The sequence below is a fragment of the Streptomyces mutomycini genome, assembly GCF_001700505.1.
Classification (GTDB): Bacteria; Actinomycetota; Actinomycetes; order Streptomycetales; family Streptomycetaceae; genus Streptomyces; species Streptomyces mutomycini.
Window position 1 is genome coordinate 1 of record NZ_MAPV01000023.1, and the last position, 13,528, is coordinate 13,528.

The window sequence follows — 13,528 nt, forward strand, 5'->3', positions numbered from 1 at the left end:
CGCGGGGCCTGGGGCTGCTGGGGCGCGGCCGGCTGGGCCGGAGCCGGAGCCGAGAACTCGGCGGCGGGGACCGGAGTCACCGGGGCCGGCTTCGGCGCGGGCTTGGGGCCCGGACGCGGGCCCGCCGACGGCGCGGAGGGCGCCGAGGGGGTGCTGCTCGCCGGGGTCTCCGCGGCGGCCGGCTTGGGGGCCGGGGCGCCGGGCTTCGGCGCAGCGGGACGTGCCGCGCCGGCCGGAGACGGCGCAGCGGGCTTCGAGGGGGCGGCCTTGCGGGGCGCGCCAGGCTTTGCTGCGGACTTGCCGGCGTTGCCGCCGGGACCCTGCAGTGCGTCAGTCAATTTGCGTACAACCGGCGCCTCGATCGTCGAGGACGCCGAACGGACGAATTCACCGAGTTCTTGGAGCTTGGCCATGACGACCTTGCTCTCTACGCCGAACTCCTTGGCGAGCTCGTATACCCGGACCTTAGCCACTTCGCTCCTTTTAGGTCCGGGTTACCGCCGGACCGTCGCTACTTCATGGGCGTACTCATCGCGTACTCATCGAGTGCTCATCGCAATCTCGACCTACTTCCAACTCGCGAGGTACCTGACCGCACGGGGACCCGTGCCGTTCACTTTCCTACGGTGTCACCCGCTCGACGAACCGCTGCAGTGCCGCGGAGTCGAACGGCCCCTTGGCCTTGAAGGCCCGGGGGAATGCCCGGCGGCGAACCGCCAGGTCGAGACAGACAGAGGCCGGGTGCACATACGCACCCCGGCCGGGCAGCGTACCGCGTGGATCAGGGACGACTTCTCCCTCGTCCACCACGATGCGCAACAGCTCGCTCTTGGCCGCTCGCTCCCGGCATCCCACACAGGTTCGCTCGGGGCAAACGCGGGCGTGCGTCCGGCCAGACACGCTAAGTCTACCTCCCCGCATCGACCTCACCCCTTTGGGGCAAGAATCGAACGGATGTTGTCGTGATCTCAGCGGCACAGCGCCTCGATCTATTCCTTCGCCCTGTCTCCGGATCCGCCCTGGGACGGCTCCGGGGGCAGGGCGTGGTCGGTCAGCCGCGCTGGGAACGCTCCCGGGCGCGCTCGGCGCGCTCGCGGTCGGCGACGTCGCGCTCGGCCTCGGTCTCGGTGTCCGGGCGGATGTCGATGCGCCAGCCCGTGAGCCGGGCGGCCAGGCGGGCGTTCTGCCCCTCCTTGCCGATCGCCAGCGACAGCTGGTAGTCGGGCACGGTCACCCGGGCGGAGCGCGTGCCGAGGTCCACGACCTCGACCTCGCTCACCCGCGCGGGTGACAGCGCGTTGGCGACCATCTCCGCGGGGTCGTCCGACCAGTCCACGATGTCGATCTTCTCGCCGTGCAGCTCGGCCATGACGTTGCGCACACGGCTGCCCATCGGGCCGATGCAGGCGCCCTTCGGGTTCAGGCCGGCCCGGGTGGACCGCACGGCGATCTTGGTGCGGTGACCGGCCTCGCGGGCGATGGCCTCGATGACGACCGACCCGTCCGCGATCTCCGGGACCTCCAGGGCGAAGAGCTTCTTCACCAGGTTCGGGTGGGTGCGTGAGAGGGTCACGGACGGACCGCGCACACCCTTGGCCACCCGCACGACGTACGTGCGCAGCCGCAGGCCGTGGGTGTACTCCTCGCCCGGCACCTGCTCCTGCACGGGCAGGATCGCTTCCATCTTGCCGATGTCGACCAGGACGTTCTTCGGGTCCTTGCCCTGCTGGACGAGGCCGGTGACGACGTCGCCCTCGTGGCCCGCGTACTCCCCGAACGTCCTGTCGTCCTCGGCGTCGCGCAGCCGCTGCAGGATGACCTGCTTGGCGGTCGTCGCGGCGATACGGCCGAAGCCGGAGGGCGTGTCGTCGAACTCCTTGGCCTCCTGGCCCTCCTCGAGCTCGGCCGGGTCATCCTTCGCCCACACGGTGACGTGGCCGGCGGCGTCCAGCTCGACGCGCGCACGGCGGTGGCTGCCCTCGGTGCGGTGGTACGCGATGAGGAGGGCCGACTCGATCGCCCCGACGAGCACGTCGAAGGGGATCTCCTTGTCCTGCGCCAAGCCCTTCAGAAGCTTCACATCGATGTCCACGGCTACGCCTCCTCTTCCTTCTTGTCCTTGCGGTTGAATTCGATCTCCACGCGCGCCCTGGCGATCTCCTCGAAGGCGACACGGCGCGCCGTGGGCTTGCGGCCCTTGACGCCCGGCACTTCGAGATCGAGACCCTCGTCGTCGACGGCGAGGACGCGGGCCACCAGTTCGCCGCCGTCGGCCAGGTTCAGCTTGGCCAGCCGGCCGATGGCGCGTACGTAGTGGCGGTGCTCGGTCAACGGGCGGTCGGCGCCCGGAGAGCTCACTTCGAGGACGTACTCGTCGTCGCCCATCACGTCGGTCTCGTCGAGCGTCTCGGAGATCGTGCGGCTCAGCTCGGCACAGGTGTCGAGCTCCACGCCGTCCTCGGAATCCACGATGACCCTCAGCACCCGGCGGCGGCCCGCTCTGGACAGCTCGATCTCCTCGAGGTCCAGCTCCTTGGCTCCGACGAGCGGCTCCAGCAATTCGCGCAGCCTGTCGCTCTGGGTGGTGCTCATCCGGGTGACTCCTCGGCCGCGTGTGCTGTTGTGGGGATCGTCGCGTGTCAGGTCAAAGGGTATCCGGTCCGCAGGGGTGTTGCCGTCCGCCTCCCGGCCGGCCGCGGGTACGCTCACTTCCGGTGATCACTTCAGGTCAAAAACTGTCAAAAACCAGGCTGAAGGAGACAAGTGCACCGCACGGGGACGACGCGCAGGGGTGCGCTCACCGCTACGGGAGCATTCGCCCTGGGTGCGGTGCTCACAGGCTGCGGGGGCGGGCCGGAGCCGCGAACTACCCCCGGGGGTACTGACGCCCGGTCCGCTTCGGTCCGGGCGGAGGCACTGCGGGCCTCGGCCGCCCGTGACAGTGCCTCACTGCTCTCCCGCTACGAACAGGTCGCCGCCGCCCACCCGGTGACGGAGGCCGGGCTCGCGCCACTGACCGCCTCGGTGCGGGAGCACCTGACGGCGCTGGGCGTCCCGGCGAAGGCCCCGAGCGGCTCCCCCGCACCGTCCCCGCCCGCTGCCCCCACCGAGGCGCGGGCGGCCCTGAGGGACCTCGCGGCCGAGGAGCGCCGGCTGGCGGACCGCCGCGCCACGGCCCTGCTGACCGCCGAACCGGAACTGGCCAGGCTGCTGGCCTCGGTCGCCGCGGCCGGCGCCGCCCACGCGTATCTGCTGACCGAACTGGCCAAGGAGACCTCGGCATGACACTGGAGGCCGGAACGGACGACGCGGACGGAACGCTGCGCGCAGCACAGGCCGCACTCCGCGCCGCGCACGCCGCCGTGTACGGGTACGGGGTGCTGGGCGGCCGGCTGGAAGGGGACCGCCGCAGGGACGCGACGGCTGCCTGCGACGCCCACCGGGCCCGTCGCGACACGCTCGCACGGACGGTTCGCGACCTGGGCGGTACGCCGGTGGCGGCGCACGCGGCGTACGCTCTGCCCTTCGCCGTGCGCGATCCGGCAACCGCGATGCGGCTCGCCGCCGTGCTGGAGGACCGGGTCGCGGGGGTGTACTCCGATCTCGTACGGGCCGCCGGGGGGACGCTGCGGCAGGATGCCGCGGGCGCGCTCAGGGAGGCGGCGGTGCGTGCGGTGCGCTGGCGCGGCACCGGCGTAGCCTTTCCTGGGCTCACCGAGAGGGCCGCCCCGCCGGACAACACGGCGGAGGCAGGGGCCACCGGCGTCACACGCTGAGCAACCGAGCGCAGCTGCGGCCGACCACGCCGCAGCTGACCACGCTCCGGAAGGGAACAAGGCACGTATGGGTTTCGAACCGCCGCAGCGTCTGGTGCGAGCGCTCGGCGAGACGTACGGGGACACGGCCGCGGCCGACTGGCTCGGGCGGCTCCCCGCACTCACCGACGAGGCGCTGTCCGCGCACTCGGTCTCCCTCGACCGGGTGTGTGCCCCCGGCGGGCGCAGCAGCCTCGTCCTCCTGGTCCGCCGGGAGGACGGCACGCCCGCCGTGCTGAAGATCGCGCCTTCCGGGGCCGCTCCCGCGCTCGAGCGGGCGGCGCTGGCACACTGGAACGGCTGGGGCACCGTCGAGCTCCTGACCGCTGCGGAGGGCGTAGTGCCCGGCGAGGCCGTCCTGCTGGAACGGCTGCACCACGAGGTGTCCCTGCGCTCCCTTCCCGAGGCGAAGGCGCTGCTGGAGGCCGCCGGCACGATGCGGCGGCTGTGGGTCGACCCGCCGGCCGGCCACGCCTTCGAGACCGTCGCGGAGCGCACCGCCCGACAGGTGGAGGGCATGCGGGCCGCCGCGGCGCGGGGCCCCGAGCTCGAACCGCTCGTCTCGGCCGCTCTCGCGGCGCGCGAGGAGCTGGTCCGGGATTCCCCCGAACTCTTCCTGCTGCACGGCAACTTCCGGCAGAGCAAGGTCCTGTCGGGTGAGCGCGCACCGTGGCTGGCGGTCGGCCCCGAGCCGCTGACCGGTGAGCGGGCGTACGACCTGGCGCGGCTGGTGCGTGACCGGGTAGAGGACCTGATCGCCTCACCCGGAGGGGCCGCGACGGCACGCCGGCGGGTCAAGAAGCTCGCCGACTCGCTGGACGTCGACCAGGCGCGGCTGCGCGGCTGGACGCTGTTCCGGGCGGTCGAGTCCGGGACGCGCGCGCTGACGGCGGGGCGCACCCAGGACGGCGAACTCTCGCTGGAGTTCGCGGGCTGGCTGTAGGCACACCGGCAGAGGGCCCCCGCGCGGTGCGCGGGGGCCCTCTGCCGGTGTCCGGAAGGGATCAGCCCTGGTCGGTCAGGCGGGCGATCGCCTCGTCGACGGTGAGCTCCTCGCGCTCGCCCGTGCGGCGGTCCTTCAGCTCCAGGACACCTTCGGCCGAGCGGCGTCCGGCGACCAGGATCTTCGGGACGCCGATGAGCTCGGAGTCGGTGAACTTCACGCCGGGCGAGACGCCCGCGCGGTCGTCGACCAGGACGCGCAGCCCCGCCGCGTTCAGCTTCTCGGAGACGTCGAGGGCCAGTTCGGTCTGGAGCGCCTTGCCCGCGGCGACCACGTGCACGTCGGCCGGGGCGATCTCGCGGGGCCAGCACAGACCCTTGTCGTCGGCGGTCTGCTCGGCGAGGGCCGCCACCGCGCGGGAGACGCCGATGCCGTACGAGCCCATCGTGACGCGGACCGGCTTGCCCTGCTGGCCCAGGACGTCGAGGGAGAAGATGTCGGCGTACTTGCGGCCGAGCTGGAAGATGTGCCCGATCTCGATGGCGCGGTCCACCTGGAGGCCGGCGCCGCAGTTGGGGCAGGGGTCCCCGGCCTCGACGACGACGACGTCGAGGTAGTCGTCGACCTCGAAGTCACGGCCCGCGACGACGTTCTTCGCGTGCACGCCCTCCTTGTTGGCGCCCGTGATCCATGCGGTGCCCGCGGCGACACGGGGGTCGGCGATGTAACGGACCTTCTCCAGGCCCTGCGGGCCTACGTAGCCGCGCACCAGGTCGGGGCGGCCCACGAAGTCCTCGGCGGTGACGAGCTCGACGACGGCGGGGGCGAGGTGCTCGCCGAGCTTGCCGAGGTCGACCTCGCGGTCGCCGGGCACGCCCACGGCTACGATCTCGCCGTCGACCTTGACCAGCAGGTTCTTCAGGGTGGCCGAGGCGTGGACGCCGAGGTGGGCGGCGAGGGACTCGATGGTCGGGGTGTCGGGGGTGTCCACCTCCTCGACGGGGGCGACCGCGGAGGCGTCCGCGACGGCCGTGACCTTGAAGGTCACCGCCTCGGTGTTGGCGGCGTAGTCGCAGTTCGGGCAGTCGACGAAGGTGTCCTCGCCGGCGGGCGCGGGGGCGAGGAACTCCTCGGAGGCCGAGCCGCCCATGGCGCCGGAGACGGCGGAGACGATGCGGTGGTCGAGACCGAGGCGCTCGAAGATCCGGATGTACGCGGCGCGGTGCAGCTGGTACGCCTCGGCCAGGCCCTCGTCGGTGGTGTCGAAGGAGTACGAGTCCTTCATCTGGAACTCGCGGCCGCGCAGCACACCGGCGCGGGGACGGGCCTCGTCGCGGTACTTCGTCTGGATCTGGTAGAGGATCACGGGCAGGTCCTTGTAGGACGAGCACATGTCCTTGACGACCTGGGTGAAGATCTCCTCGTGGGTGGGGCCCAGGAGGTAGTCGGCGCCCTTCCGGTCCTTGAGCCGGAACAGCAGGTCGCCGTACTCGTCGTAACGGCCGCTCGCCTCGTACGCCTCCTTGGGGAGCAGCGCGGGGAGCAGGACCTCCTGGCCGCCGATGGCGTCCATCTCCTCGCGGACGACGCGGGTGATGTTCTCCAGGACCTTCTTGCCGAGCGGCAGCCACGACCAGATGCCGGCCGCGGTGCGGCGGACGTAACCGGCGCGGACGAGGAGCTTGTGGTTGAGCGTCTCGGCGTCCGCCGGGTCGTCGCGCAGTGTCTTGATCATCAATCGGGACATGCGCTGGACCTGGGCCATGGTGAACTCCTGCTCGGAAGGGTGGTGAGCCCGAGGTTAGCCGGGGGGCCCGCGCGGGCGGAAATCGATTCCTCAGACCGGCCGGCGCAGCGGAAGGGCCGCGCCCATCACCGCGTACGGCTTGGGTGCGCTCGGGAAGAGCACCTGGCGGGCGAGGTCCCGGTAGCCCAGGGCGCGGTAGAGGCCGCGGGCCGGGCTCTCGGTGTCGATCGCGGAGAGGATCGAGCGGGGCAGGCCGACGGCGTCCGTGATGGTGGTGATCAGGCTGCGGCCGATGCCGCGCTGCTGGAAGTCGGGGTGGACGTGCAGCTCGGTGATCACGAACGAGCCGTCGAGCCAGTCGTCGGATCCCGTGGCGCGCAGATACGGCTCGACGACGGTGGACCACCAGTGCGCCCGGTCGTTCGGCAGGCCGTAGACGAATCCGACGAGCCGCCCGTCCGCGGCGGTGGCGCCGAGCGCGCGGGCCTGCGGGTGGTCGAGGTGCCGGAGCACGATATGGCGGCGTACGTCGATCTCGTCCTGGCCGAGACCGAAGGCGAGGGCCTGCACGGCGAGGGCCTCGTCGACGCGGGCGGCGAGGTCGAGCGGTCCGACCACGATGTCGGGGGTCCCGGAGCCCCAGGGGGACGTGGGCGTTGCTGCAGCCATGCGGGAACCCTACTGGCCGGGCCGTCCGGTCAGAACAGCACGCTCATGAACGCGCCCGTCTCACGGAAGCCGACGCGGCTGTAGGCCCTGCGTGCGGCGGTGTTGTAGTCGTTCACATACAGGCTGACGACCGGTGCCACGTCGCTGAGCGCGTAGCGCAGGACGGCGGCCATGCCCGTCTCGGAGAGTCCCCGGCCCCGGACTTCGGGGGCGACCCACACGCCCTGGATCTGGCAGGCGCGGGTGGTGGCCGCCCCGATCTCCGCCTTGAAGAGGACCCTGCCGTCCTCTATGCGCGCGAAGGACCGGCGGCTGGTGATCAGTTCGGCGACCCGTGCCTGGTAGAGGAGCCCGCCGTCGCCGGCCAGCGGGGAGATGCCGACCTCCTCGGTGAACATGGCCACGCAGGCCGGCATGAGGACGTCGATCTCCTCCTTGCGGACCCTGCGCACGAGGGGATCGGGCGCCACCTCGGCCGAGGTGCGCTCGGTCACCATCAGCGGCTGGTTGGGCCGGACCTCGCGGGCGGGGCCCCAGCTCGGTTCGAGGAGGCGCCACAGCTGGGCCGTGGGGCCTGCGGGGCCGACGATCGAGGAGCAGCGGCGGCCGGCGCGCCGGGCGCGGTCGGCGAAGGCCCTGACGGCCTCGGGGGTGGCGCAGATGGGCACGAGGTTGGCCCCGGAGTAGCAGAGCGAGCGCAGCCGGCCGTCGGCGTACCAGCCCCACATCTCGCCGCCGAGGCGCCAGGGATCGAGTCCGGCGACCTGGACGCGTGAGGTGACGAACGCGTTGTCCACGGGTTCGCTCTCGAGGATGGCGAGCGCGGCGGGGAGTTCGCCGGGGTCGAGGACCCGGGTAGTGGTCTGCGTCAACACTGGGGCCTCACCAAACGGTCTACTTGATGTCCGCACTGTACCCAAGAAGGCTGTCGGGTGCCGCTCCGCGCGGGAGGGCCCAAGGCCCGCGAACGCGTCTGTGCCCCGCAGGGCGGGGCCTGCGGGGCACAGCGGGAGGCGTCGGGGTGGGGTCAGCCGGCGATGGAGACCTGGGGCTCGCCGGAGGCGATGCCGTCCTTCTCCATCTGCTCGGCGATCTTCATGGCTTCCTCGATGAGGGTCTCCACGATCTTCGACTCCGGGACGGTCTTGATGACCTCGCCCTTCACGAAGATCTGGCCCTTGCCGTTGCCGGACGCCACACCCAGGTCGGCCTCGCGGGCCTCACCCGGGCCGTTCACGACGCAGCCCATGACCGCGACGCGCAGCGGGACCTCCATGCCCTCCAGGCCCGCGCTGACCTGGTCCGCGAGCTTGTACACGTCCACCTGGGCGCGCCCGCACGACGGGCACGACACGATCTCCAGCCGCCTCTGCTTGAGGTTCAGCGCCTCGAGGATCTGGAGCCCGACCTTGACCTCCTCGGCCGGAGGAGCGGACAGCGACACCCGGATCGTGTCCCCGATGCCCTCCGAGAGCAGCGCGCCGAACGCCACCGCGGACTTGATCGTCCCCTGGAACGCCGGGCCGGCCTCCGTCACCCCGAGGTGCAGCGGGTAGTCGCTCTGTGCCGCCAGCTGACGGTAGGCGTTCACCATGACGACCGGGTCGTTGTGCTTGACCGAGATCTTGATGTCGCGGAAGCCGTGCTCCTCGAACAGCGACGCCTCCCACAGCGCCGACTCCACGAGGGCCTCGGGCGTCGCCTTGCCGTACTTCTTCAGCAGTCGCGCGTCCAGCGAGCCGGCGTTCACGCCGATGCGGATCGGGGTGCCCGCGTCCCCGGCCGCCTTGGCGATCTCCCGGACCTTGTCGTCGAACTGCTTGATGTTGCCCGGGTTCACCCGGACCGCCGCGCAGCCCGCGTCGATCGCCGCGAACACGTACTTCGGCTGGAAGTGGATGTCGGCGATCACCGGGATCTGCGACTTCCTCGCGATGGTCGCGAGCGCGTCCGCGTCGTCCTGCGTCGGACACGCGACCCGCACGATCTGGCAGCCCGAGGCCGTCAGCTCCGCGATCTGCTGCAGCGTCGCACCGATGTCCGACGTACGCGTCGTCGTCATCGACTGCACCGACACCGGTGCGTCCCCACCGACCGCCACCGTCCCGACCTGGATCTGGCGGCTGACCCGCCGGTCGGCGAGCTTGGTCGGAACGTCCGGCATTCCGAGAGAAATCGCAGTCATGCGCTGAGCATCCCCAAGGTGTGGATCAGTGTGGATCGTGGTCCCGAGAACGGCGGGCTCCGGGCTTCGAGGTTACGGCACCGGCGGCGATCGGGGCGCACCCCGGCCGTCGAACCGCCCGGGGCGGGCGGCCGGAGCACCACCTGTGCGGCCGGCCGCCCTCCACCGGACGGGTGGAGGTCAGGAGATCTTCACCGGATTCACGATGTCGGCGACCAGCACCAGCAGCGTGAAGCAGATGAAGATCCCCGCGACCACGTAGGCGACGGGCATGAGCTTCGCCACGTCGAACGGGCCGGGGTCGGGCCGCCTGAAGACCTTGGCCACGTTGCGGCGCAGGGCCTCCCAGAGCGCGCCCGCGATGTGCCCGCCGTCCAGCGGGAGCAGGGGCAGCATGTTGAACAGGAACAGCGAGAGGTTGAACCCGGCCAGCAGGAACAGCATCATCGCGACCTGGTTCTGGGCCGGGATGTCGAGGTTCATGACCTCGCCGCCGATCCGGGCCGCACCGACCACACCGACCGGGGAGTCGTCGGCACGCTCGCCGTCGCTGAAGGCCGCGTTCCACAGGTCGGGGATCTTGGTGGGCAGGGCGATGATCGAATCGACGCCGTTCTCGATCATGTCGCCCATGCGGACCACCGAGTCGCCGAAGGACAGCGGCAGGATCTCCGTGCTGGCGGCGAAGCCGAGGTAGCCGGCGGTGACGTACTGGTCGGGGACGACCTGGCCGTCCGCGTCCTTCTTGGCTACGGCGTTCTTCTCCAGTACGGCGTTCAGGGTCTGCTCCTGCCCGTCGCGCTGCACGGTGATGGTGGCCGGGCCGATGGTCCGGCGGATCCTGTCCGAGAGGGTGGCCCAGTCGTCGATCCTCTGTCCGTCGAAGGCGACGATCGTGTCGCCCTCCTTCAGGCCCGCGGCCTTCGCCGGCGAGACCGGGTCGGACGCCTTGCAGGTGTCGCGGTTCTCGCTCTGGGCGATCACGCACTGCTGGACGCCCGCCACCTCGGTGGTCTGCGTCTGGAAACCGAAGGTCATCGCGACGCCCATGAAGATCGCGACGGCCAGGACCAGGTTCATGAAGGGACCGGCGAACATCACGATCACGCGCTTCCACGGCTTGCGCGTGTAGAAGAGGCGCGACTCGTCGCCCGGCTGGAGCTCCTCGAAGGCGGCGGACCTGGCGTCCTCGATCATCCCGCGCCAGGGGGAGGTGGAGCGCGCCTCCAGCCGGCCGTCCGGGCCCGGGGGGAACATGCCGATCATGCGGATGTAGCCGCCGGCCGGGATGGCCTTGATGCCGTACTCGGTGTCGCCCTTCCTGCGCGACCAGATCGTCGGGCCGAAGCCGACCATGTACTGCGGCACCCGGATACCGAAGAGCTTGGCCGTCGACAGGTGGCCCAGCTCGTGCCAGGCGATCGAGAACAGCAGACCCACGGCGAAGATGGCGATCCCCAGGATCGTCATCAGGATCGTCGTCATGCTCATGCGTGCGCCTCCGCTGTCGCTTCCGCCGAGAGTTCGCGGGCCCTGGACCGGGCCCAGGTCTCCGCTTCGAGGACGTCCGCGACCGTCAGCGAAGTTCCCGTGGCGGGGGTGCCGTGTTCGGCCACCACAGCTGTGACCGTATCCATGATTCCGTTGAAGGGCAGCCGTCCCGCCAGGAAAGCGTCCACGCACTCCTCGTTGGCCGCGTTGAACACCGCGGGTGCGGTGCCGCCCAGGGTGCCGACGTGCCGGGCGAGCCCGACGGACGGGAACGCCTCGGTGTCGAGCGGGAAGAACTCCCAGCTGGAGGCCTTCGTCCAGTCGAAGGCGGGGGCCGCGTCCGGGACCCGCTCGGGCCAGCCGAGACCGATGGCGATGGGGCCCCTCATGTCGGGCGGGGTGGCCTGGGCGAGGGTGGAGCCGTCGGTGAACTCCACCATCGAGTGAACGTACGACTGGGGGTGGACCACGACCTCGATCCGGTCGAACGGGATGTCGTAGAGCAGATGCGCCTCGATGACCTCGAGGCCCTTGTTGACCAGCGTCGCGGAGTTGACCGTGATGACCGGGCCCATGGCCCAGGTCGGGTGCGCCAGGGCCTGCTCGCGGGTCACGTCGGCCAGCTCGGCGCGCGTACGTCCGCGGAACGGCCCGCCGGACGCGGTCACGACGAGCTTGCGGACGTCGGCGCGCTTGCCGGCGGCGAGCGCCTGGAAGAGCGCGGCGTGCTCGGAGTCGACCGGGATGATCTGTCCGGGGGCCGCCAGCGCCTTCACCAGCGGGCCGCCGACGATCAGCGACTCCTTGTTCGCCAGGGCGAGCGTGCGGCCCGCCTCCAGCGCGGCGAGCGTCGGGGCGAGGCCGATGGAGCCGGTGATCCCGTTCAGCACGGTGTGGCAGTCGCTCGCCGCCAGCTCCGAGGCGGCGTCGGGGCCCGCCAGGATCTCCGGGAGCGGCTCCCCCGCCCCGTAGACCTCACCCAGGGCCTCGCGGAGCGCCTGCAGTTTGTCCCCGTCCGCGACCGCGACCGTACGTACGCGAAGCTGCCGCGCCTGCTCGGCGAGGAGGCGGACCCTGCCGCCCGCGGCGGAGAGCGCGGTGACGCGGAAACGGCCGGGGTTGCGAAGGACCAGGTCGATGGCCTGCGTGCCGATGGAACCGGTGGAGCCGAGGATCACCAGATCGCGGCGGCCTTCCGCCGCGTCGAAGACGAGATGCGGGTCGGCGAGGGGTGCGGGGCTGTCGCTCATGGCCCCCATTGTTGCCGCATCCGCTGTGCGAGTTGACAGCACTCCCCCGTCGGCGCCTGCCCCGGTCCTGCCCGGTACGGGATTTCCTCCACCCGGACATCGTTCCGGGACGTCATGCGGAGACCGTGGTGCCGCCCGCGCCGGAGCGCACCGTCATTTCCGGCCGGTGCTCCTCGCCGCGAACTCGGCGAACTCCTCGTGGAACCCGGGGAAGGTCTTCCGTACGCAGCCGGGGTCGTCGTAACTCATGCCGGGCGTGCGCAGTCCAGCGACGGCGAACGACATCACTATGCGGTGGTCGCCGTGGGTGACGATCTCGGTGGGGCGCGGGGTACCGGGGTGGATCTCGATCCAGTCGGGGCCGGTGTGCACGGTGATCCCCATGTTCCTCAGGTTCTGGGCGCAGGCCTCCAGCCGGTCGCACTCCTTGACCCGGGTGTTGGCGACGTCCTCGATGCGTACCGGCGACGTGGCGTACGGCGCGATCGCCGCGAGGGTCGGCATCGTGTCGGAGATGTCGCGCATGTTGACCGTCAGACCGGAGAGCCGGCCGGAGGACCGCACGGTCGTGGACTCCGCGGACGTGACGACGTCGGCGCCCATGCGGCGCAGCACCTCGGTGAAGCGCAGGTCGCCCTGGAGCGCGCCCGTGCCGAGGCCGGGGACGGTGACCTCACGGCCGGTCAGTGCCGCGGCGGCGAAGAAGTAGCTCGCGGTGGACGCGTCGGGCTCGATGGCGTAGGTGGTGGCGCGGTAGCCGCCGGGAGGGACGGTGAACGTGTTCCCCTCCCGGACGACGTCGACGCCGAAGCTGCGCATCATCGCGAGGGTGATCCCGATGTACGGCGCCGAGACCAGCTCCGTGACGTCGATCCGGAGGCCCTCGGCGGTGAGCGGGCCGAGCATGAGCAGCGCGGTGAGGTACTGGGACGACTCCCCCGCGTCGAGGGTCAGTTCGCCGCCCTTGACGCCGGACGCCTCGACGGTGAGCGGGTGGTGGCCCTCCGCTCCTTCGTGCCGCAGGTCCACACCGAGGGCGCGCAGGGCCTCGGTGAGGGGTGCGAGGGGGCGGCGGCGCATCTGCGCGGAGGCGTCGAAGCGGTACGTGCCGGAGGCCGCGGCGGCGGCGAGCGTCGGCAGGAAGCGCGCGGTGGTGGCCCCGTCGCGGCAGTGGACCTCGGCCTGCGCGACGGCGGGCCCCGAGGGGCGTCCCTCGATGTGCCACCGGTCCGGCTCGCGGCCGACCCCGTACCCGAGGCGGGTCAGCCCCTCGGTGAACCCCTCGGTGTCGTCCGAGTGCAGGGGGCGCAGGAGGGTGGTGGTGCCGTCCGCCGCGGCGGCCAGGAACAGGGCGCGGGCGGTGACGGACTTGGAGCCGGGGATGTCGATGACGGTCACGGGAGTCCATTTTGCCCGGTGGGAGGCGTG

Annotated in this window: 14 protein-coding genes; 3 read left to right on the forward strand and 11 right to left on the reverse strand. The window is 71.5% G+C overall.

Going from position 1 to position 13,528, the window contains the following annotated elements:
* The 4 genes from BFF76_RS02910 to rimP all read right to left on the reverse strand — a co-directional run.
* Positions 1 to 473 (reverse strand): translation initiation factor IF-2 N-terminal domain-containing protein (locus BFF76_RS02910; RefSeq protein ID WP_208604809.1); only part of this gene is annotated, 473 nt, incomplete at its 3' end.
* Between the two features lie 148 nt (positions 474 to 621).
* Positions 622 to 900, reverse strand: a complete 279-nt coding sequence (locus BFF76_RS30880; protein ID WP_078850801.1) for a YlxR family protein — start codon at positions 898 to 900, stop codon at positions 622 to 624.
* A 151-nt stretch (positions 901 to 1,051) separates the two neighbouring features.
* Complete coding sequence (nusA, locus tag BFF76_RS02915; RefSeq protein WP_031100357.1) at positions 1,052 to 2,092, reverse strand: transcription termination factor NusA; 1,041 nt, start codon at positions 2,090 to 2,092, stop codon at positions 1,052 to 1,054.
* A 2-nt stretch (positions 2,093 to 2,094) separates the two neighbouring features.
* On the reverse strand, positions 2,095 to 2,592 hold the full coding sequence (rimP, locus tag BFF76_RS02920) for a ribosome maturation factor RimP (RefSeq protein ID WP_031100354.1): 498 nt from the start codon (positions 2,590 to 2,592) through the stop codon (positions 2,095 to 2,097).
* Between the two features lie 171 nt (positions 2,593 to 2,763).
* Here rimP and BFF76_RS02925 point away from each other — a divergent pair, with 171 nt between their 5' ends.
* From BFF76_RS02925 to BFF76_RS02935, 3 genes are all read left to right on the forward strand, one after another.
* Positions 2,764 to 3,285 (forward strand): hypothetical protein, encoded by a 522-nt coding sequence (locus tag BFF76_RS02925; protein WP_065847086.1) that lies wholly within the window; start codon positions 2,764 to 2,766, stop codon positions 3,283 to 3,285.
* A complete protein-coding gene (locus BFF76_RS02930; RefSeq protein WP_031100350.1) occupies positions 3,282 to 3,776 on the forward strand; it encodes a ferritin-like domain-containing protein in 495 nt (164 codons plus the stop codon). Before BFF76_RS02925 ends, BFF76_RS02930 begins: the two co-directional genes overlap by 4 nt.
* A 67-nt stretch (positions 3,777 to 3,843) precedes the next feature.
* On the forward strand, positions 3,844 to 4,758 hold the full coding sequence (locus tag BFF76_RS02935; RefSeq protein WP_065847088.1) for an aminoglycoside phosphotransferase family protein: 915 nt from the start codon (positions 3,844 to 3,846) through the stop codon (positions 4,756 to 4,758).
* A 61-nt stretch (positions 4,759 to 4,819) separates the two neighbouring features.
* Here the strand turns inward: BFF76_RS02935 and BFF76_RS02940 are convergent, their stop codons facing one another.
* The 7 genes from BFF76_RS02940 to aroA form a co-directional block, all read right to left on the reverse strand.
* Positions 4,820 to 6,523, reverse strand: coding sequence for a proline--tRNA ligase (locus BFF76_RS02940; RefSeq protein ID WP_031100344.1), 1,704 nt, complete (start codon positions 6,521 to 6,523; stop codon positions 4,820 to 4,822).
* A gap of 72 nt (positions 6,524 to 6,595) precedes the next feature.
* Positions 6,596 to 7,174, reverse strand: coding sequence for a GNAT family N-acetyltransferase (locus BFF76_RS02945; protein WP_031100342.1), 579 nt, complete (start codon positions 7,172 to 7,174; stop codon positions 6,596 to 6,598).
* 29 nt (positions 7,175 to 7,203) lie between these two features.
* The gene (locus BFF76_RS02950) at positions 7,204 to 8,049 is read right to left on the reverse strand and encodes a GNAT family N-acetyltransferase (RefSeq protein WP_031100341.1); all 846 of its coding nucleotides are present in this window, start codon (positions 8,047 to 8,049) and stop codon (positions 7,204 to 7,206) included.
* Positions 8,050 to 8,201: 152 nt separating this feature from the next.
* Positions 8,202 to 9,359, reverse strand: a complete 1,158-nt coding sequence (gene ispG, locus BFF76_RS02955; protein WP_031100339.1) for a flavodoxin-dependent (E)-4-hydroxy-3-methylbut-2-enyl-diphosphate synthase — start codon at positions 9,357 to 9,359, stop codon at positions 8,202 to 8,204.
* A 180-nt stretch (positions 9,360 to 9,539) separates the two neighbouring features.
* Positions 9,540 to 10,850: a M50 family metallopeptidase gene (locus BFF76_RS02960; RefSeq protein WP_031100337.1), complete on the reverse strand. Its 1,311-nt coding sequence runs from the start codon at positions 10,848 to 10,850 to the stop codon at positions 9,540 to 9,542.
* Entirely contained in the window at positions 10,847 to 12,100 is a 1,254-nt protein-coding gene (gene dxr, locus BFF76_RS02965) for a 1-deoxy-D-xylulose-5-phosphate reductoisomerase (protein ID WP_042837365.1), read from the reverse strand. The genes BFF76_RS02960 and dxr overlap by 4 nt, the downstream gene beginning before the upstream one ends.
* Before the next feature lie 153 nt (positions 12,101 to 12,253).
* On the reverse strand, positions 12,254 to 13,498 hold the full coding sequence (gene aroA / locus BFF76_RS02970; protein ID WP_031100333.1) for a 3-phosphoshikimate 1-carboxyvinyltransferase: 1,245 nt from the start codon (positions 13,496 to 13,498) through the stop codon (positions 12,254 to 12,256).
* Positions 13,499 to 13,528: the final 30 nt, after the last annotated feature.